Genomic DNA, 20,602 nt, shown 5'->3' with positions numbered 1-20,602 from the left:
GCGCCTGAACAGGGTCGGCCAGCCGACCACACAGCAACCGCTCGGGGCACCGGAAGAAGGACACCGCCGTCAGGCACTCTTCATCGTCTACGCGAACATCTCGGCTGCCGAGCGCGATTGCGTTCATGATGATCAGCAGTACGCGCCGGGCCGTCGGCCGCCCTCTACCACCCAGTTCCTTCAGCTCAGCACTTCTCTGACTCAGTGAGCATTTTCAGGGTGGCCACTGATCGAGTGACGGTGGAGGTGCCCGCAACGCACGCGGCTCCCGTGCTGTTGAGGGAGGTTTTCGACGTCTCAACTCATCAGCGCAGGAGCCACGTTGGTTCTCTATCCTGCCGCATTCGATCTGCCCCACGCTCGGGTCGAGTGGGTCACCATGCTCATCGTCACCCGCGAGGGTGACCGCCGCTGCAAGCTCCCACCGCACCAGCGCGCGCTGGTCGGCCTGGTGGACCTACGCAAGCACGACACCCTCGCGCAGATAGCCGGCGGCTTCGGTATCTCCGTCGGCACCGCCCACACCTACACCTGCGCCGTCATCGCTCTGCTTGCCGAACGGGCCCCGGGCCTGCTGAAGGTCCTGCGCCCGAACGATCCGGACTACGTCCTGCTGGACGGCACCCTGGCGGAGTGCGACCGCGTCGGCGACAGCACGGCCGACTACTCCGCCAAGCACCGCCGCCACGGCGTGAACGTGCAGGTCGTCACCGACCCGGCCGGGAAGGTGCTGTGGATCTAGCCGGCGCTGCCCGGCCGGTGCCACGACCTGACGGCGGCCCGCACCCACCGGATCATCCGGATCTGCACCCGGCAGGGGTGCCCGTACTCGCCGACCGTGCCTACCAAGGTGCCGGACCGTGGGTGACCACCGGGAAGAAGCGATCGCCCGGCGGAGAACTGACCGCGACCGAACGCACCGTCAACCGAGCCCTGGCCGGAGCAAGAGCACCTGTCGAACGCGGCATGGCGTGGCTCAAGACCTGGCGCATCTTCCGGAGATCCCGCTGCAGCCCGAATCGAATGACGTCAATCGCCAAGGCCGTCCTCACCCTGGAGCAGCACCGCTGAAAAGGTTCAGTGAAGATTCAGAAACCGAACTGGCGTGTCAAGGATCAGGCTGGCTCCCTGCTTGTCAATGGCACGCGCGGCAAGCGTCGCCTCTGCCAGCCTCAATGGAAGGGCCTCGGCGAACTTCAAACCGCGCACCGCCTGCCGGTCGACATCCGGCAGGCACAATCCTTCGTGTGCCCGCGCCATGGCACGCGCCCAGACTTCGGGCGTGAGATCGTCCCGCAAACGGATCCCATGGGCATGGGCCCTGCGGTGAGGTGAAACTGTTGACGCCAGGCTCGCAGCCAGTGTGGCGTTGGCGCGCTGTCCGGCCCAAGTCCACCAGCGCGTTTCTCCGTCGGAGCGACGGGCGATGACAGTTCCGCCAGGATGCACCACCTCCAAATGTGCCTCCCGGGCTTCGGCCAGGCGTGCCGTGGCCCGCGTGGTGAGACGGACGGGCGGGTCCTCACCGAGGAGAACGTCACGCGCAGCCCGTGCCAGCTCGTACGACAGGATGCGTTCAGCGCCGAACCCGCTCCACCTGGCGCGTCCACCATCATCGACCGGGGTGACGAAGCAGCGCCGGCGGCTGAAGTCGATGTGGGTGACCTGCCAGCTGCGTCCCGCCAACAGGAGTCTGCGTGGCCCCTGGACTTGTTCCGTGAGCAGGTCGGGGTCGGTTCGGCCGATCTCGGTGCGGCCGTTGAACACGGTGAACTCGGGCGGGGCGGTGAAGACCGCCGTCAGGTTCATGAAATGACGGTGTCCGTAGCGGTGTTCGGCCTCGGGCCCGATGAACAACATGCCCGAGTCCTGGTCGAGGTAGCCCTGTTCGACCAAGTGCTGTACGACAGGTGCGGCGCCGGAGCCGAAGAGGCCGATGTCTCCCCACGCCTGCTGCCACAGATTCTCACCGATTCGGTGTTCCTGAAGGCATAGGGCGAGCATCTGTTGGGCGACGAGGTGGCGGGGTTCGGGGGGAGGCGTGATCGGTTCCACCCAGCCGCGCGCCCAGCGGAGCAGGAGCGCGGCTGATGCGAGCAGTCCTTCCTCACTGAGGGCCAGGAAGAGACAGTTGCGGTTGGTGCCGGGGCGTCGTCCGGTGCGGCCGAGCCGCTGAAGGAAGGCAGCGACAGTGCGGGGGGCGTCGAGCTGGATAACACGGTCAAGGTCTCCGACGTCGATGCCGAGTTCCAGCGTGCTGGTGGAGACGATTACGCAGTCCCTGGCCTCCGCGAACGCTTGCTCGGCCCGGCGGCGTTCGTCCACCGAGAGCGACGCGTGAGAGAGGAAGGTGACGACTCCACGCAGGCGTAGCTGCTCGCCCAGTTCTTCGACGGTACGACGACTCTCGCAGAAAACCAGCCGCTTCTCGCCTCGGTGAAGGGCTGAGATGACGAGTGCCGCGTTCGCGACGGACCTTACGTAGTCGAGTTCGATGTCGCCGACGGGACTGGTGGCGTCCGTCGGAGGAGTTGGTGGCTGGGACGGGGGTGCGATAACCCGTCCGACCCGCGTGCCATGCCCTGACCCTTGCAGCCAGCCGAGGAGTTCGGCGGGGTTGCCGATCGTCGCGGACAGGCCGACACGCTGGAGCGGACGACCTGCGATTCGTCCCAGGCGTTCGAGAACGGCCAGCAGGTGCCAGCCCCGGTCGTCCCCGGCGAAGGCGTGTACCTCGTCGACGATGACCGACCGCAGGCCGCTGAAGAAGGAGCGGTGGTCGACGTGCGTGCTGACCAGCATCGACTCCAGGGATTCGGGTGTGGTCAGCAGAATGTCGGGGCGCTGGATCAGGAGACGGCGTCGGCGTGAAGTGGTGACGTCCCCGTGCCACAAGCCCGTGGTGCGGCCCAACCAGCCCGTGTACATCTCCAGCCTGGGGTGGAGGTTGTTGAGAAGTGCCTTGAGCGGGCACACGTACAGAACGCTGGTGCCCTTCCACCCACTGCGGTTCATACGGCTCAGCAGGGGGAAGACGGCGGCTTCCGTCTTGCCGCCGGCGGTGGGGGCCAGGAGTACGGCGTCCTGGCCCGCCAGGAGCGGTGAGACGGCATCTTCCTGGAGCGGACGCAGGGCCGGCCAGCCGAGGCTGTTGACGACGTGGTGCTGGAGCACGGGATCCAGCAGGTCGAACGCGTCGGGGGCGGGCCATGATTCTGCGTCGTCGGGCGGACGGCGTGTCACGGCAGGTCCAGAGGGATGTCCGCTGCTCTGGTAGCCGCGTTGCGTTCCACTGCGCTGAGCTCAGTCGTCTGCAAGGTGAGGGCGTAGTGCCGTCTCGGGTCGAAGTCATTGAACTCGTCGATCCGGTCGAGGACGTCGGCGACCAGTTTGCGCAGGTACAAACGCGGGGCGATGCCGACTTTCCCGCCGAGCGCGCCGGTGACGGCACCTGCCAGTTCGTCCAGGTAGGCGTCGTCCGCGCGTTGGGCGAGCCGTTCGGGGTGGCGGGCGTCTGCGGCATAGATGTCGCGGACGCTGCGTCCCAGATCGCCGAGGGAGGCGAGGTCGAAGCCGGGCAGGCGCAGCTGCACGGCGCGCGGTGAGTCGAAGCGCGGGTCGGTGGTGAAGTCCGTGGCCAGTCGCTGGGCCAGGGGCGCGAGACGCTGCGCTCCCTGTTGGCCGTCGTAGAAGGCCGGGGTGCCGGTGATGACGAGGAAGAGGCCGGGGAATCGGCCCGTGTCGATCTCGTCGAGGAGCTGGCGCAGCGCGTTCAGGGACTTTTCGCGGACGTCGCCGCGTACCCGCTGCAAGGTCTCGACTTCGTCGAAGACCAGCAGAAGCCCGGGGTGTCCGCAGTCCCTCAGCACGGTGAGTAGACCCTGGAGGAAACCGAGGGCGGCGAAGTGATCGAGGTCTCCGCGGATTCCCGCGGCTCGTTTCGCGGCGGCGGCCACCGACTTCTGTCCGCCTATCCAGGCGATGAGGGCTTCAGCGAGGGCTCCGTCGCCTGCCGCCACGGCACGCCGGTAGCCGCGCAGCGCAGCTGAGAAGGCGGGGGTAGTACGGGCAACTGCGGCCAGTCGCTGTTCCAGAAGGGCGTCGACTGCGATTGCCAGTGCCGCTTCATCGTCTTCTGCCGCCTCCCCGCCCGCCAGCACTTCCTCTTCCAGCGCGTAGAACCAGGAGTCGATGACGGCACGCAGTGCGGATGGCTGGTGGGTGGCGGTCGCCAGTCGCTCAGTGAGCCGACGGTAGACGGTTTCCAGGCGGTGCAGCGGAGTCTCCGTCTCGGAGATCTGGACCTCGCTGACGGCGAGTCCACGCCGTTTGGCCCGTTCTGCGAGCCAGCGGGCGAAGAAGGTCTTGCCGGATCCGTACTCACCGCGCAGGGCGTGGAAAGCGGCCCCACCCCGAGCGACGGTGGCCAGGTCGTCGTCGAGCGCAATTTCGAAGCGGTCGAGGCCGACGGCGAACAACCCGAGCCCTGCCTGCGGGACGGTGCCGCGGCGCAGCGCGTCGACCACGTCGCGGCGGCGCGCGGCGCTGATGTCGAGGACCGGGCGGGTCATGCGGTGCCTTTCGAGGACGGGAACTGCTGCTCCAGCAGGGCGCGGTCCAGCTGTACGGTGCGCCCGGACTCGACGAGACGGAGCACCGGGTAGCCGTCGATGTTGAGGAGTCGTTCCAGCATCGTGGCGAAACGGGCGGGGTTGCGCTGAGATTTGCCGGTGGCGGACTGGGCGGCGGCGGCGACCGCGCCGGGTGAGAGTTTTCCGCCTGCCGCGTCCAAGGCGTCCAGGGCCGCGGCGACCGCCTTCCGCTCGGGTGCACCGCGGACGAATTCGAGCTGGGACTTGTACGAGGCGCTACGTACGGTACGCAGGCCGAGGGTGAGGGCATCGGAACCGGCCCCGACCGCGACGGGCGCCTGTTCCCGTGCGACTTCGAAGGCGGGAGCGGCTGCCGGAGGGGCCTCAGTGCTGTCGGACGCCGTCCACCATGAGGGCTCGATCGTCTCGAGTGGCAGCAGCACCCACCCCGACGGCACCGCTCCGCCGGAGGGCACCAGGGTGATCACGGGGACGGTGACCTCGGCGAGCGAGGCGCCGCCATGGTATCCGGCGGCGCGGGCGCTGTAGCGCAGGTCGTCGCGCCAGGCAGCGGTGATGCGTTTGCCGTCCGTGAGCACGCGTGAACCTGCCAGGACGACCTCGCCATCCCTCGGCTCGCCGGTACGCCAGCGTGCCCCCCGCACTCCGGTGACCTCCGCGGGCAGGTGGCCTCGTTCGGTGCGGTCGATGACATGGCCGTGGTCGGAGACCAGGACGACGGGGCGCCCGTAATCCCGGGCGGCGTTCAACAGATCGGGCAGCTTGCCGATGCCGGCGAGCTGCCAGCGGCCACCGGCTCCCTCCCGGCCGTCGTCCAGGGCTTCGTCGATGGTGTTGAGGACGACCGCGACGATGTCGTCCGAGGCGAGGGCCTGAACCAGTTCGGGGGCGAGCCGGTGCCCTGGCGGGCCCTCGTAGCCCTTGTGGAAGAGGTGCGCCTCGCGGTGGCGGCGCCGCCAGAAGGCGCTGAACCCGCTGCGCTCGGCGGACTGTCCGCCCTCGCAGGGTCGGCCGCTCAGCAGTGAGGCCCGGCTGTAGCGGGTGATGGACGGCAGCATGGAAACGGCCGCCAGTCGCTGCGGTCCTGCGGTTCCCGAGGCGGCGGGCACCACCTCGGTCCACACGCGCCGGTCCAGCTCGGCGGCGAGGCCGACGGCGATGTCCGCGCTCATGCCGTCGAGCACGAGGATCAGCGGACGTCCGCCGTTGTGGGACAACGGGGCCGCGGCCTTGGCGAGGGCGTCTTCGATGAGCAGCGCACCACCGTCGGCCTGCTGGCAGGCGTTCTCGGTCCAGGTGACGAGCAGCCCGGCGAAACGGGCGTCGGCGGCGGTGCGGCGGACGCGGGCGGCTCCTATCAGCTTGCGGTACGCCTCGCCGATTGCGGTGTCGCGGGAGGCGTCGCCTTCCGCGAGGACGGCGACGGCCAGATCGGCCCAGCCGGACGAGGACATGTGTTGTTGCACGGCCTGGGCGACGGTGGCGGGCGCGGCGGGTTCGGTGGCGAGCCAGCGCATCAGGCGGACGGCGGTGCGGGCGGTCTCAGTGGAATCCCCGTGGACCATGGCGAGCTGATGGGATTCCAGGTCGCGCAGCGCGGATTCGGCCAGTGTGATGGCGCCGTTACCGCGACTGCCGAGGCAGGCAGCCAGGGTGCGCAGCCGCCCCAGATAGCCGGACGGGAGCAGTCGGTCGCCACGTACGTGGTCGGTGAGGCGGGCGTCGGCGGCCAGCCGGTCGGCGCGTTCCAGCACGGCCAGAACCCGGTCGCGGGCGGCATCGGTGGGCGCGGCGCCCTCTGCCCTGGCGATCCAGCGGGTGAGCACACCGGTGGCGGCGTCGGCGAACGGCCGCAGCGTGTCGAAGGAGGCGAGAGCCGGGCCGAACAAGGTCCCGAGGGCGAACCCCGCGGCTTCGGGGGCCGCGGAGGCCAGTGCGGCGGAGGCGAGCGCGCCCAGTGGGAGCGCGTCGCCGCCGCGGCCCTCGGCGGCCAGTGTGAGCAGGGTCTCAGCGGCCGGGCCGACGACGCGTGTCAGCCAGGTCTGCAGTCCGTTCCGTTCGCTGTCGGCCAGGGCGGCGTAGCGGGCGGGTCCGGCCGGGCTGCGGGTCCAGGAGAAGAGGGCATCCGCGTCCAGGTCCAGGGTGGCGGAGGCGACGCTGCCCAGGCCCAGGCGTGCGTCGAGCAGAGCGCGCACGGCTCGGTCGCGGGTAAGGACGGCACCGGTGCGGGGCCAGCCGTCCAGGGGTTCGGCCTGCAGCAGCCCGTCGAGGAGCCAGTGCTCACCGAGCATCCGCGGGTCCAGGTCGGAGGCCCCGAAGAGCTGGGTGACGATCTCCGCCCGGTCGACGTGCAGCGGCTGGCGATGTACGGCGTGGGCGCGCAGGTCCAGGCTGAGCTGCTCGGCGGGTACGGTGCCGGTGACGACGAGGACGCTGTCGTCCTGCGGGTCGCTTCCCCCCATGTGCCGGTGCCAGGCATCCGTGACACCGAGCGGTGAGTCCTGGTCGGTGACGACGACCCGGCGGTGTTTCCCCTCCCCCACCGGGACGGTGAACTCCGTGTCCTTTTCAGCGGCGTCCCAGACGGCGTCGACGAGGACGAGCCGACGTCCCGGGGCCTCCTTGAGCTCGCTGTGCAGGAGCATCTCGATGGCGCGTCGGCCCGCGACGGGCCGGGTGGCCGTCACGGGGTCTCACCTTCCTGCTGTGCACGCCAGGAGATCTCCACCGGCGTGTCCGGGTGCAGGGCGCGGAACGCTTCGATGGCCTCGCGTACGGCGTCGAGATCGGCGTGGAGCGCGGCCTGTCCGGGGGCGATGACATGCCGTCCGGCCCGGGGCAGGGTGCCGGGTCCGGGCTCGGGGTCCCAGGTCAGCGGGTCCTGTTCCCCCCCCACGAGGTTGGTCGGGTCCGAGGACACGGGCGGGTTGCCGTGCTGGGAGAGCGGGATCCGATCGGCGTCGATCTCGGCGGTCGGCTCGACCGGAACAGGGATGGGAGCGGGCCGTTCCAGGTTCAGAGCGTCGTCGAGCAGCCCGAGTCCGTGCTTGCGGACGGCGTCGAGTTCGGGGCCGAGTGACCGTTCGCGCTCCGGGGCGTGTGCCGCCTCACTGATGCGGTCCATGAGCTGCTGGGACCGGTCGCCGATGCTGTCGTCGCGGCCGGTGAGGGCACGCACGCTGGCCAGCAGCCGCCAGTCGGTGTCGTTCAGGGCGGTCAGTACCTCTGCGGCGCTGCCCATCGCGTGGGACAGGTCCCGGGCCCGTGTCTGGTACGAGACGGAGGCCAGCTCGCTCACCAGGCCGGTGGCGTCGTCGGTGTGGCGACGGAGCCGGGCGAGGAGGGCTTCGGCCTCGCGCAGCAGGGCGCCGCGCGGGGTCGCGGTGACGTCGTCGAGCCCGAGGAGCGCGGCGTGCCGCTTCAGCACGGTGCGCACCCCGCCGACGCTCTTGTCGTACGTCTCCACACGGGCCATGACCTCGGCGGCGAGCTTGTTGACGTTCCGCGCGAACAGTCCCGGCTTGGCGGGAACGCCGAAGAGCCGCCCGGCCCGGTCCCTGGCGGTGTCGTACTCCTCCTCGGTGGGCAGCTGCTGGGAGCGCAGCTTCCAGCCGAGGCTGATGTCGGCGAGCGGCGGGGGCGTGGTCTCGGTGCCGGAGTACAGCGCCCACGAGCGGTCGTCGAGGAGGGCGTAGGCGGCGATGAGGAGGCTGGAGACCAGCTTGCTGAGGCCGCCGATACCGAGGTCGTCCTTGAGCCAGTTGCGGATGTCCTCCACCGCCAGCTCACCGTCCTGCTTGTGGGCGGCTGCGGCCCGGTTGATCCGGGTACGCAGTTCGGTGCCGCCGATCACGAGCGGGCCGTCGTGGACGCCGCCGAGCTTCAGGGCCTCCACGACGCGCTTGACGGTCCGCAGGTCCTTCGGCTCGACCTCGATGCGTCCGCCCTCGTCCATGGCCCTGGTGATCCACTCCAGGGCGGTGGTGAGCTCGCCCGGCGTGACGGCCTTCGGAGTGCTGCCAGGTCCGGGGCCGAAGTCGGGGTGCTTGGGGTAAAGAGCCGTGAGCAGTCCGTCGGCGAGCTGGTTCACGGCCTGCCCGAACGGCTTGCTGCCCTCGGGCTGCGGGCGCGGGTACTCGGGCTGCAGCGACAGCACGTGCTGGCCGTCGTACACCTCCGCTCCCCGGGTGCCCTCGGTGACCTCGGCGAGCCCGTAGACCTCGCGCAGGGATTCGACCAGAGTGCGGGTGAGGTTCTCGCGGCCGTGCTCCAGCTGGCGGCGGGCCTTGGCCCGGTCGTCCGGCGAGAAGTTGCGGATGTACTCCGACAGCCGGTCGCGTTCCAGCAGGAAGTTGATCCGCATGAGCTGACCGAGCTGGGCCTTGCGCTGCTCGGAGAAGTGGTCGCACAGCCAGACCAGGACCGGGGTGCCGGACGGGTTCGCCCGCTGCAGCGCGGTGACCCGGCGGTAGGCGTCGTCCGGGGAGTGGCCGGTCTCCTCGTCGTAGGGGCAGTCCAGGACGATGCGCAGGTTCCCCGCGGTGGCTGGTTCGAAGGCCTCGTCGGCGATGCTGCGCGGGTCGCGCACCATGCCGAACACGAACTCCACGGTGCGCTCCGAGCCCCGCCAGACGATCTTCTTCTCGTCGACGAGCTGGCCCTGTTTCCCGGTGAGGCCCAGCTCCTCCCACAGCCGCTCACGCAGCCAGGTGCGCCGCGGTCCGGCCTTGTCCTCGCCGACGACGGCGGCGAGGATCGGCTCGATGTCCAAGTCCGACAGGTGCAGCGAGTACACCGGGTCGTCACTCCCCTCGGAGCGCAGCTCCGAGGGGAACTCGCCCTGCAACGCCCGGATCCGCTGGACGACCTTGTCCCGTACGGGCACGGCGCGCGAGCGCACTGATCCGTGGTTGAGGGCAGCGAGCCTGCTGGCGGTGAGGCGGCGCAGCGCGGGCACGTCGGGGGCGAGCGCGGCGAGCAGCAGCGTCTTGACGAAGCGGTCGTCGGCGATGAAGTCGGGGTGGTCGGCGCTGCCGTACTTGCCCAGCAGGAAGCGACGGGCCCGCTCGTGAAAGCGGCGGGCGGTCTCCGACTCCTGCTGGAGCCTCGCGGTGAACGCAGTGCTCTGGTTGTCGACGAGTACGTCCCACAGGTCGCCGAGCGGGATCAGCCGCCCGATCTCCGCGTCCGCGTTCTTCTCCAGGAGCTGCTGGACGAGCTTGAGACCCGTGCGTTCGCGCTGGAGCGTGCCGGCGAGGGCGACCAGTACGTTCAGCAGGGCCGGCGAGAGCGGGTAGACGGCCCGGAAGTCGTCCCAGTCGGCCCCCGTGGCGCCCTCGCCGTCGAGCAGGACGTCCTTGACCAGCTGTCCCGCCCTGTCGACCCCGGCGAACGCGGCGTCGAGCGCCTGCTCCTGCCCCGGGCGCGGCTTGAGGACGCGCTCCTTGATGATGTCTGGGAGGTTGCTGTCCTCCAGGCCGATGACGGTGACCCGCTCCTTGAGGTACTCCATGGCCTGCTGGAGGTTCTCCACGTCCGAACCGAGGATCTCGGAGCCGACGAGCTGGGACAGGTCGCGCTGGCGAGAGATGAACGAGACGATCGGCACCGGCCGGTTCGGGTTGCTCGACTCGATCAGCTTGACGAGCTTCTGGATCTCGTCGTTGATGAACGTCCGGTCGGACATCCTGGCCTGCAGCCACAGCACCAGCTCGTCCAGGAACAGCACCACACCGTCGTAGCCGAGCCGCTGTGCGTGCTTGCTCATCTCGCTGAGCCCGTCGTCCAGCGAGACGTACGCTGCGGCGTCCCCGCTGACGCTGTCCGCGTATGACTTGTTGGGTCCGCTGAACAGGGCGGTGAGCAGCTGGTCCCGCTGCGGGTCGCCGGCCGGAGCTCGGAAAGCCGCGTCCAGGGCGCCGGTGGTCCAGCCGAGCACCGGCGCGGCGCCGATGGGCTGCAGATCCCCGTCCTCGTCGTCCTCGGCGGTGTCCGTGGCGTCACTGGTGGCGGCCGCCGGGTGGGGGGCCACAGGTGCGGGCAGCAGCCGGATGAACGCCTCGTCGCCGATGTTCTCGCGTAGCGCCCGCGCGTCCGCGAGCAGCGAGTCGGCCCGGAACACCAGCGGCGTCGCCTCACGCGGGCGCTCCTCGCGCACCGTCTTCACATACCCGCCCAGCAGCGCGGATTCCAGGCTGGCCGCGCCCACCAGGTGGTAGGGCACCATCAGGAACTTCTTGCCGGGCAGCCAGTCCGCGTGCTCGGCGACGACCTCCCGCAGCCGGTCCTTGCCCTGAACGGCCTCGTCCCCGTTGAGTACGGCGTGCAGCACGGACAGGAAGTGGCTCTTGCCGGAACCGAAGGAGCCGTGCAGGTAGGCGGCGTACGAACCGTTCGTGCGGACGGCCCTGCCGACCACCTTCAGCGCTGTACGGAATTGCTCCTGGAGCTGCGGGGTGACGACGTAGTCGTCGACCGACCCGGCAGCCTTCCCGGCGAACCCCTCGGTCAGCGCGACCTTGAAGTCGCCGGAGTGGAGGTCCTCCTTGATGTCGAGGACGTCCTTCAGTACGGTCCCGCTGCCTCGCGCCATCCGCCGCTTCCGCTCCCCACACCTGCTCCCGGCGGGGCCCGGGCCTTCGCCCGCGTCCCGCACACACCACGTCTCTCTATGGTGCCAGGGGTACGGCCGCAGAGCGGACGGTCACGGAAACCGGAGCGATCAAGGTCACCACCGCCCAGACCGTCTTGCCGGGCGCGCCCCTCCGGGGCTCCACTCCCCAGCTCTCGGCGAGCGCGGCGACGATCAGGAGGCCTCGCCCCGTTTCGAGCATGGGGGCAATGGCGGTGGTGGGGGTGCGGATGGCGGGCCGACGTTCCCCCCGGGTGTCGCTGACCTCGATGCGCAGCTGTTCCTGTCGTCCCTGTGCCGGGAGCAGAGTGAGGCGCAGCAGTACGTCACGGCCGGGTACCGCACCGTGCGTGACGGCGTTCGCAGCGAGCTCCGCGACAACGAGGCTCGCATCGTGGTGAGCGGGCGTGTCGTAGCCGTACCCCCAGGCATCGAGGCAGTGCGCGGCGAGGCGCCGGGCGAGCCGGGCACCTCGTGGAGTGGAGGTGAAGCGCAGCTCGAAGGGAGCGGGTGAGGGAGTTGTCATACGCCGACGGTGGCGCGGCCGGGACCGGCACGGACAGGGGGTGAGCCGGTACGGAGAACTGCTGTCGGGGCGGGTGGGGCGGGTGGGGCGGGTGGGGGCGGGTGGGGGCGGTTGTCGGGGTTGTACGGGGCCACCGCACGTCCGTGGTGTCACCCACATGGGAGAAGTCTCCGCGATCGGCCCTCGCGGGCGGGAGGGCTGTCCGTACGCTGATTAACTTGCCTGGGTGTGGGCGCTGTTGGGGCTCAACGGCCAGGGGCGGCGGACATGGATCTGATGGACTCTGATGTGGACACGGACACGGTGGCGGAGGTGGGCGCGGACGCGGGAGAGGCGGGAAGCGGGTTCCTGCGCTGCTTCGGCCGCCAGGTGAAGCTGCTCCGGGAGGCGGCGGGCCTCACCCAGGCGGAGCTGGGGGCACTGGTGGGGTACGGGGAAGCGCAGATCGCGTCGGTGGAATAGGGGCGGCGCATCCCGAAGCCGGGGCTGGTGGACGACTTGGACCGGGTGCTGGGGGCGGGTGGGGTGCTGGGGTGATGAAGGGGGAGGTGGAGAAGGCGCGGTATCCGGGTTCTTCCAAAAGTTCGCCCACCTGGAGGCAGAGGCCGTTGAGCTGCATGCCTACGACGCCCTCTTGGCGAACGGACTACTCCAGTGCGAGGAATACGCGCGGGCTGTGTTCGAGATGTGGCGCCCCCTGCTCGACGAAGTAACCGTCGAACAACGCCTCGCGGCGCGACTGATGCGGCAGAAGATCTTCACGCGCAGGCCTGCGCCACTCATGAGCTTCGTCATTGAAGAGGCGGCGCTGCGGCGGCCGTTGGGCGGACGCAGGGTGTTGCGATGCCAGTTGGAACAACTGCTGATCGTGGGGCATCAGCGGAACGTCGAGATCCAAGTGACGCCGATCGAACGCGACGAACACGCCAGTTTGGCAGGCCCCTTCACGTTGCTCCTCTCGAAGGCTCGGCGCAGGATGGCCTACGTGGAAGCGCAGAGCCAGAGCATCGTGCATGCGGACCTGGCAAAAGTGCAGAATCTCGAAGCCACGTATGGCATCTTGCGGGCCCAGGCCTTGACTCCAAAGGAGTCGCTGGACTGGATCGAGAAGCTCTTGGGAGAGTTGTGACAGCGAACAGCAGAAAACCGGCCAAACTGCTTTGGGCAAAGAGCAGCTACAGCTCCGGAGACGGCGGCCAGTGCGTCGAGGTTGCCCGGGCGGACGCGCTTGTTCACGTACGGGACTCGAAGCGAGCCGCCGGGCCCGTCCTCACGGTCGCCCCCGCGGAGTGGGCTGCGTTCCTGAAGATGGCGGACAGGCGCGGCTGAAACCTTGAACAGGAGAGGGGCCGGGACATCGAGCCCCGGTCCCTCAGCCGTGTTCAGAGCTGGAGCTAGTCACCACCCTTGCGGCGACCCCGACCCTTCTTCTCCGGACGCCATGCCTCAAGGTCCGCCCGGGAGAGGTCACGGCCGAACAGGCCAGCGGTGAGGGCGCTGTCGAAGTCCTCGGACGGGTTCCCCTCCCACTCCTCGTCGTACGCGTTGTACCACTGCCTGACCCACGGCATGATCTCCGCGAGTCCGGCGAGGAGCGGAACGTAGCGAGGGTCCTCCTTGGACCAACCATCCACGTTGAAACGGTCGTTGAGAAGATTGACGAGGGCTTCGGCCTGGTGGCGGTGATTCCAGCCCGCCCAGCCGATCAGGAGGGAGGGATCGTTGTCCGGCGATGAACCCGGGTAGGAAACGAACCGCTCCTTGGGGACGTCAAGCTTGCCGCGGTTCGACCAGTAGCTGTGCTGGAGGAAATCGGCGGAGGTGTACTTGGGCGGCGGCTTGATGTCGCGCCGCTCGCCGTCCTCGTCCTCCTTGCGCTGCTCCTGCCACACCGCCTCCCACTGGGCACGCTTGCGCAGACCGGACTCCTTGTAGCGGAGGGCGGCCAGGTGGGGGACGTGCTCGGACTCGACGACGGCCGCCAGGACCGTGGAGGTCGGAACGTCGCGCGCGCCGAGGTGGTCGGCAGCATAGAGCGCAGCGACGTCTTGGACGTCTTGGTCGTGACGGAGGGCATCGGCGAGCTGGTAGATGGTGAGCGGGCGGGGGGAGTCGAGTCCGTCCCGCTCCTCGAACCACAGCTCCTCACGCTCGCAGGCGTCGAGCAGCCAGGACCGCAGGGCGGCGGCCTCGCGGTCCTTCCACTTCTTGGTGGACCAGCGGCGCTTGAACTCCGGCCGCTCGATGAGGCGGATGTCTTTGTTCTCGGCGATGAGATCGAGACGTGCCTGAACGATTTGCCGGTAGGGCTCGGGCCAGCCCTCGACGGGGACCTCGGTGGTCCGATTATCAGTGGAATCGTGCCGCTCGAACCAGGAGGTTTCCATCCCGCTGCGAGCCAGAGCGATCTCGAACGCCCGCTGGCCGAGCTTGAGTTCAGGCACGTTAGCGTCGACGATCTCCATAGGGTCGCCGGGCAGCGTGGTCCGAGCGACCTCGGCGGGGGTCAGCAGCCCGTACAACCCGTACACGGTCCAGTCCAGCTCCTCCTGGAGCAGGATCATCCGCGCGCGAATCCGCTCCTGCTCGCCCTTGGCGGCTTCGAGGGTTTCGCGGGTGGGAGCCGCGACGCCTGGAGATGTGAAGGCAGCGGGCTCCTGGCTGGCCAATTGCTGAGCAAGGGAATCGAGTTGACGGGACCACAGAAGAGGCAGTTCAGCCGGGACAGGAAACTCCTGTAGACGAGTCCCGTTAAACGCGTAGCGGTTCTCCCAGGCTTCATCCTGAATGCCTCGCCCAATCCCGCTGCCACCCTTGACGTGACTCACTTGCTTCATCCAGAAGCAGCTTACTGAGGAATTCAGCACCCCCAGCAATTCAAGATACTGCTCCTCGCTCGCGGACTCGGGCAGCTTGATCACGGGTGCGGTCTGCTTGAAAACCTTTCCGCCCCCGTCCAGCACGAAGTGGTTATGAGTGGCGACTTCGCCATACGCAATAGTCAGCGGTGTCCGATACCGATCCGCCACCCACCGATACCACGTCCACCACGGCTCATCGGACTCGGCGCGTGTCTTGCCGCCGAACCCGGTCGTGGACCCGAGCTGTGTGCGCATGGTCCACAGATGCTGTCCCCACCTTGTCTGCGGCTCATACGCGATGGGCTCAAGATCCGCGTCGTACGGCACCAGAGCCGGCGCCTCTGCATCGATGTCCCAGTCTCGTACGACATCGCCTGTGACCAGAGGACGACGCAGTTCCAGCGCATCTGGCCGTTGACGGAACCAGGACGGGGTCAGGAAGAACACCTCGTCCTGACCAGGGAAGCTCGCGAACCCGATCTTCCCGTCGAGAAGCGCACCGAGTCTACGAGGTGCCCTTTCCACCCTGTTCATCAGCCCGGACGCCCCGCCCCCCGACAAACTCCACGGAAATGAGGCCAGGTCGGATCGAGGCCGGTCCTCAACAGTCACCCACTCCTCAGACCCCACCCCCGGCTTCCGCCACTGCGAAACAATCGCCTGCCACACCACGCCCTGCGCCGGGTCCTCCGGCTGGCCAGGTTCCCCCCGCACCCCCAGCACTGCCCGAATCGGCTCCCGCTGCAAAGCTGTCCGGTTACGTCCCACCAAGATCACTGTCGGCGTACCGTGCCCAGGGATGAACGCCCCGGACGTGTCCAGCACATGCGTGAGTTCCACTCCCGGGAAGTCGCGCCTGCGCCGCGTCTGCGGATCCTTGTAAGGCCCCCCGTGGAAGAACGACTCGATCAGCGTCGCCCCGAATTCCCTCTTCATGAACGAGTTCGACGTGATCTGCCCGGTGAAGCCACCCACCCGGTGATCCCCGCTCCCCCGCACCGCAAGCTCGAAAATGCGCTGCGCGAAAGGCACCGACAGTGCGTACTTTCCCGAGCAGGCCCAGTAGATCTTGCGGTAGTTCTCGTTCTCGGTCTTGTCCTTGACCGTGATGTACGGCGGATTGGCGACGACCACGTGATACGAGCCGCGCCCCAGCAGGTCGGCCTCCTTCACGTGCCTCTTGACGTCCTCCGTGCGGTAGGTGAACGTCTCGTCCTCGCGTACGGCATCGTCCAGGGTCCGGTCCGTGTCGCGGCCCGCCTCTCGTCCGTGCAGCAGCGAGTCCCCGACGGCAATGCGGATCGGCATGCCGGGCATGGCGGACAGCCTCTGCTCCCCGCACTCCTGAAGGGCCGCGACCAGCAGTCGGAAGCGAGCGATGGAGGCGGCGAAGGGGTTCTTGTCGGCGCCGTGGACCGACTCCAGGGCTCGGCGTACCAGGAGCCAGTTCTCCGCTCCCCGATCGGCCTCTCGCCACGCCGCCAGGGCCCGCTTGAAGAGCTCAAGCAGGAAGTGGCCGGAGCCACAGGCCGGGTCGATGCAGCGCAGACCGCGCACCACGGTGATCGGGGCCCCGTCGGTGTCGATCTCTTCGTACGTCTCGCCCGTCCAGCCCTCGGGGCGGTGCTTCCACACCGGGTCGAGGCCGAACTCCTCCAGCGCAGGGGTCAGCGTGAGATCGAGGATGAACTTCTCGACGAACTCCGGGGTCTGGAGCAGCGCGTACGTCTTGCGGGCGTGCTCGGACAGGTCCTGGTAGAGGTCGCCGAGGAAACGGGTGTTGAGGGTGGGATCGGTGAAGTCGTGACGGAGCCGGCCGTCCGAGCCGCGTTCACGCCAGAAGGAGAGCAGGCGGGCGGCGGCGTCGTAGGACGGGTCGAGCTCCCACAGGGGGTTGTAACCGGAGTCGAAGAGGCCCTCGGTGACGGCGTGCTCACCGGCCAGCTTGCGAAAGCACTCCTTGAGCCAGTCGCGGTCGTTCAGCTGGGGATTCTCGCGGAAGAACGCGTCGTGGTTGTCCTGCGCCTCGACCAGCCGCTCCCCCGGACCGGAGATGCGGGCGTCGGGGACCAGACCGTTGTCCTCGCAGAAGCGGACGAAGACACAGGCAAGGACCCAGGCGGCGGCGATCTGCACCACCCGTTCCTCCAGCCATGACTCGTACCGGGCCGCTTCGGTGCGCTTACCCGCGGCCTCCTCGTACTCCGCCTTCAGTGCCCGGGTCTGGTCACTGTCCTCCTGGGCCCGCCTGCGCAGATCCTCCTCCAGGAGCGCGACCTGCTTCTGGAGGTCCTTGAGGAGGGTGGCGTGCGGCGGCGCGGCAGGGGCGTCCGGCGCTTCGGTGGTCGTACGGGCTTCCTCGGAGGGCACCGGAGTACCTCTTGTCCTCTCGTTCTGGGTCCGGCGCGGTTGCTCTCACACGCCATCTGGTCCATCCTGCCAGGCCGGACCCCCGAACGGGCGTGCCCCGCTCCTACCGGCCCACCAGCGGAATCCCGCCGCGGCGGCCCAAGCCGAAGGCGAGGCGGTAGATGTCGGGCAGGTCGAGGAGCGAGAACTTGTCGGCAGGGCCTTGGTCCCGGCGACGCAGTACACCGAGGTCGATGAGCTCCTCGACGAGGCGCGGAAAGTCGTCGGGGTGGCGGGGTCCGGTGCGGACCAGCTCGGGGCGGTCGGCCTGGGTGTAGTGGGCCGCGTCCTCACGCAGCCGCGCGGAGAGGTTGTCCCGCTCCCACACGCGGATGACGTCACCCTGGGAGATCGGTACCTGGCAGCCTGCGAGCGGCCTTATCGCCAGATCCACCCACGGCGTGTCCTCGCTGACCTGGTCGACCCGGACCCTGGACGCCTCCCGCACCCCTGAGCGGATGGCATCGTGGTGCAGCGCGTAAGGGTGCGAGGAGTGCGCGGCGGCGGTCGTCGCGGCGGCGGCGTGGAGCGCCTTGAGGAAGCTGCGCGGGCTGATCAGGCCCTTGCTGTCCATCAGGTGGTTGGGCAGCCAGGTATAGGGGCGGCCCTGACGGATGTTGGTGCCCATGTAGGGGCCCGCGATGCGCTCGAACAGCGGCCGCTGAGTCTTCTCCTCATTGCGAAGGATGTGCGGAGGCGCGTACCGGAGGGGTCCCGAGGGCGCCGGGTCGTCCCAGCCGCCGGTGAAGTGGCGGAAGCGTGCCGCCGAGTCGTCGGCCGCCTCCAGCGCGTCGATCGCGTCGCCTTCGCTTTCGGCCCCGTTCCCCAGGTGGTGGAAGAGCAGACCGTACAGATCGGCGTGCTCCCACTCCAGGCGGGCGCCGTTGCCCGACAGTTTGGAGGCGTCGGGGAAAAGTTGTTTGGCCGCCTCGAACATGTCGTGGCGCAGGAAGACCTTCAGCCGGATGTTGCGGGTGCCGAAGCGCATCCGCAACGCCACCCGGAGCAGTTCGGCGATCAGCCGGTTGCGTGTCTCCCAGTCGCGGTGCAGGTGCTCCAGGCCGTCGAAGACCAGCAGCTGCACCTCGTCCTCGGCTGCGGCGCGCGCGTCCGCCCGGGCTAGGGTGGCCTCCGCCTCCGGGGCATGCGTGCGCAGCCATGCGATGCGCGCGGCCCAGTCGGCCGTCGCCCGCAACTCGGGCTGTCCCAGTGCCGTGAGCAGGACGGCGTACCAGATCTCCTCCGGGCGGGCGCCACCGTCAAGCAGGGAAGGCAGGACCAGCGGGCCCGGATAGTGCGGGGAGAACATGTCCATGCCGTAACCACCGGTGACGCGCAGTCGGCGCAGCCGGGAGATGCGGTACTCGTCGGCCGCGGCCTCGCGCAGCTCGGCGTCGAGGAGCGAGCGCGCCCAGAAGGTCTTGCCGACGCCTCGGTCCCCCAGCACGACCGTACTGTCCACGTACAGGGCGGTGCGGTGTGCGTCCGGCATGTACAGGGTGTGCGGGGTGGGGGGGCGGGTGTCCGCGTCGACGGTGCCCTCCAGCGCGTGCAGGAGCAGGCCGCGGTACTCGCCGGGGGACAGCGGATCGGTCACAGGCTGACTTCCTCTGGCTCGGCGGGGGCCTCGCCGGCCGGGCCCGCCATGATCAGGGGTACGGCCGTGCTCAGGAAGTCACGGTACGCGGCCTCCACGAAGGCACGCTCCTGCCAGTCGGGGGAGTCGGGCACGTTCATGCCGACCATGCCCGGTTCGAAGAGGATCGGGATCGGGGAGTGCGGTGCCGGGTCGTCGTCCAGGTCCCAGGCCGATTTCCCGTCACCGGCGACCTCTTCCGGTGTCAGCGATGCGTAGAGGACGCCGAAGGTCCTGAATGCCTCCGCGCGGAAGGACTTGAGGTGGACGTCCTTCGAGTAGTGCGCCGAGTCCGGCACCATCGACGCGACCATGCGCAGCTTCTGCCGGATGGCTGCGGCCTGCCCCGACACCGCCCACGCCTCGAACAGGTCGCCGTACCCCGCCCAGGTCTGTGCGTTGTCCGCGCCGAACAGCAGGGCGTAGTCGCACAGGTGCGAGATGGTCACGGCGGCCACATCGTGAATGCCCGCCCGGCTGTCGAGCAGCACCACGTCCGGGCCGCGCCCGCTGTCGCCTCGTGCCACCGCGTCCTCGCAGGCGCGGACCGTCGCAGCCAGCCGGTCGGCGAAACGGGCCCCGCCCGCGTCCGCGTACACCCGGTTGAGTTTGTCCACGTATCCGTTACGTACTCCATCGGTGCCCGCGCCGCGCGCCGGGGCGATCCACAGCTCGCCCTTGTTGCGGGGGGTGTAGCCGGAGCGGGCCACGATCTCCAGCCCTTCAGCGTTGTCCAGCGCCGACTCCACCAGATGATCCACAACGCCGTGCCGGCACAGGGTGCCCGATCCGAGCAGGAGTGGTCCCACCCCGGGCGACTCCAGGTCGAGGTCGACGACGAGCACGATCTTCCCGTCGTCGGCAAGGGCCCGCGCCAGCACTGCGGCGGCCGTGGTGCGGCCCACGCCGCCCTTGAAGCCGTACAGGGCGGTGCGCCGGACGGGCTGCTTCTGCGCCCCCTCTTCCTGCTCGTCGGTGGAGGGGAGCGTGACCCTGGACCAGTCCTCGCCCACCACGGTGTTGTCGAGGAAGCGCACCGAGCCCGTCGTGCCGGTGGCCTCCACGACGTCCATGGCGTGCGGCGGGGCCGTCAGCGTCCTCGGCAGGCGTGTGACGGAGGTCAGCACGAGGGGACGCTCCCCGCGGTAGCGGCCGAGGCGGGACTCGGCCAGCTCCCGCCAGCGGTCGGCCTGCTCCCTGCTCGCGTCCTCCCCCTCGGCGTCGTCCACCAGGAGGGAGAATCGGCCCAGGACGTCCCGAACGAGCAGTACGTCGAAGCCCTCGCCCGCCACTTCACGGGCGAGCGAGAAAGCTGCCGGACGGGCCTCGTCGAAGCGGACCGGCACGTCGTAGTAGGTCATGGGAGCCTTCCGGTGAATGCCACGTGCAATTGCAGGTCGCTGGCGAGGGTGGCCGACTCCCTGCGGAGGGTCATGAGGGCCGGTTCCAGGTGCGCGCCATCGGTGTAGCGGTCGTCGACGACCCAGGTGTCGAAGTCCGCGGAGAGTCTCGCGACGGCGTGGTGGAGCGAGGGAGCGGAGCGGCCGCTGAGAAGTATCGGCAGCGCCTGGACGACCTCGCTCCAGTGCCCCAACGGCTCGCGTTTACCCGTGCCGGGATTGTCCCACCAGGGCCGGTTGCTGTCCTTGTCATCCGTTTCCGGCTTCCTCCTCATGGAGACCCCGTACGCCGTGCCAAACCTGAGCAGCAGCCCCTTCATCAGGCACTCCACCGCCAGACCGAAGAGGTGGTCTGCGGTCAACAGCCTTCCGTCATCGTGGAGATAGCAGGCGTCGGTGAAGTGCCGCTCCCCCGCGCAGGGGTAGTCGGTCGTGGGCTCTGCGGGGTCTGCGGGCTGTGCACCCGCGGCTTTGTCGTCCGGCACGATGCCGATCATAGAGCGCTGGGTTGCTCCGATCCGGTGAA

At 69.1% G+C, this 20,602-nt stretch carries 10 protein-coding genes and 2 pseudogenes; 3 read left to right on the top strand and 9 right to left on the bottom strand.

All coding sequences use genetic code 11. The features are described 5' to 3' along the window. Window positions 1-322 precede the first annotated feature (322 nt). Window positions 323-1,071, top strand: a pseudogene (locus ACFXBC_RS14545) (transposase family protein). Between the two features lie 6 nt (window positions 1,072-1,077). Here the strand turns inward: ACFXBC_RS14545 and ACFXBC_RS14540 are convergent. From ACFXBC_RS14540 to ACFXBC_RS14520, 5 genes are all read right to left on the bottom strand, one after another. Continuing rightward, window positions 1,078-3,243, bottom strand: a complete 2,166-nt coding sequence (locus tag ACFXBC_RS14540; protein WP_385023363.1) for a DEAD/DEAH box helicase — start codon at window positions 3,241-3,243, stop codon at window positions 1,078-1,080. Further along, a complete protein-coding gene (gene brxD, locus ACFXBC_RS14535; protein WP_385023361.1) occupies window positions 3,240-4,571 on the bottom strand; it encodes a BREX system ATP-binding protein BrxD in 1,332 nt (443 codons plus the stop codon). The genes ACFXBC_RS14540 and brxD overlap by 4 nt, the downstream gene beginning before the upstream one ends. Continuing rightward, a complete protein-coding gene (gene pglZ / locus ACFXBC_RS14530) occupies window positions 4,568-7,300 on the bottom strand; it encodes a BREX-2 system phosphatase PglZ (protein WP_385023359.1) in 2,733 nt (910 codons plus the stop codon). Before pglZ ends, brxD begins: the two co-directional genes overlap by 4 nt. Further along, complete coding sequence (locus ACFXBC_RS14525) at window positions 7,297-11,205, bottom strand: hypothetical protein (protein WP_385023357.1); 3,909 nt, start codon at window positions 11,203-11,205, stop codon at window positions 7,297-7,299. Before ACFXBC_RS14525 ends, pglZ begins: the two co-directional genes overlap by 4 nt. A gap of 76 nt (window positions 11,206-11,281) precedes the next feature. Next, a complete protein-coding gene (locus ACFXBC_RS14520) occupies window positions 11,282-11,770 on the bottom strand; it encodes an ATP-binding protein (protein ID WP_385023355.1) in 489 nt (162 codons plus the stop codon). Window positions 11,771-12,046: 276 nt separating this feature from the next. Between ACFXBC_RS14520 and ACFXBC_RS14515 the strand changes: the two are divergent. Both ACFXBC_RS14515 and ACFXBC_RS14510 read left to right on the top strand, forming a co-directional pair. Continuing rightward, a pseudogene (locus ACFXBC_RS14515) lies at window positions 12,047-12,899 on the top strand (helix-turn-helix domain-containing protein). Beyond that, window positions 12,896-13,099, top strand: coding sequence for a DUF397 domain-containing protein (locus ACFXBC_RS14510; RefSeq protein WP_385023353.1), 204 nt, complete (start codon window positions 12,896-12,898; stop codon window positions 13,097-13,099). The pseudogene ACFXBC_RS14515 and the gene ACFXBC_RS14510 overlap by 4 nt, the downstream one beginning before the upstream one ends. Window positions 13,100-13,164: 65 nt before the next feature. On the opposite strand, the gene pglX is transcribed toward ACFXBC_RS14510, so the two are convergent. The 4 genes from pglX to ACFXBC_RS14490 all read right to left on the bottom strand — a co-directional run bounded on the left by pglX (window position 13,165) and on the right by ACFXBC_RS14490 (window position 20,561). Beyond that, window positions 13,165-17,001, bottom strand: coding sequence for a BREX-2 system adenine-specific DNA-methyltransferase PglX (pglX, locus tag ACFXBC_RS14505; RefSeq protein WP_385023351.1), 3,837 nt, complete (start codon window positions 16,999-17,001; stop codon window positions 13,165-13,167). Window positions 17,002-17,104: 103 nt separating this feature from the next. Then, entirely contained in the window at window positions 17,105-18,637 is a 1,533-nt protein-coding gene (locus ACFXBC_RS14500; RefSeq protein ID WP_385023349.1) for a hypothetical protein, read from the bottom strand. Next, window positions 18,634-20,037, bottom strand: a complete 1,404-nt coding sequence (locus ACFXBC_RS14495) for a KGGVGR-motif variant AAA ATPase (protein WP_385023347.1) — start codon at window positions 20,035-20,037, stop codon at window positions 18,634-18,636. Before ACFXBC_RS14495 ends, ACFXBC_RS14500 begins: the two co-directional genes overlap by 4 nt. Next, entirely contained in the window at window positions 20,034-20,561 is a 528-nt protein-coding gene (locus ACFXBC_RS14490; RefSeq protein WP_385023345.1) for a hypothetical protein, read from the bottom strand. The genes ACFXBC_RS14495 and ACFXBC_RS14490 overlap by 4 nt, the downstream gene beginning before the upstream one ends. Window positions 20,562-20,602: the final 41 nt, after the last annotated feature.

Source organism: Streptomyces sp. NPDC059398, assembly GCF_042751845.1.
Lineage (GTDB): Bacteria > Actinomycetota > Actinomycetes > Streptomycetales > Streptomycetaceae > Streptomyces.
The sequence above is the reverse complement of the archived record's forward strand: the minus strand, read 5'-3'. Positions and strand labels throughout refer to the sequence as shown.

Coding starts and splice junctions, on each gene's coding strand:
- brxD (WP_385023361.1), bottom strand. CDS start 4,571: ATGACCCGCCCGGTCCTCGACATCAGCGCCGCGCGCCGCCGCGACGTG.
- ACFXBC_RS14525 (WP_385023357.1), bottom strand. CDS start 11,205: ATGGCGCGAGGCAGCGGGACCGTACTGAAGGACGTCCTCGACATCAAG.
- ACFXBC_RS14520 (WP_385023355.1), bottom strand. CDS start 11,770: ATGACAACTCCCTCACCCGCTCCCTTCGAGCTGCGCTTCACCTCCACT.
- ACFXBC_RS14495 (WP_385023347.1), bottom strand. CDS start 20,037: ATGACCTACTACGACGTGCCGGTCCGCTTCGACGAGGCCCGTCCGGCA.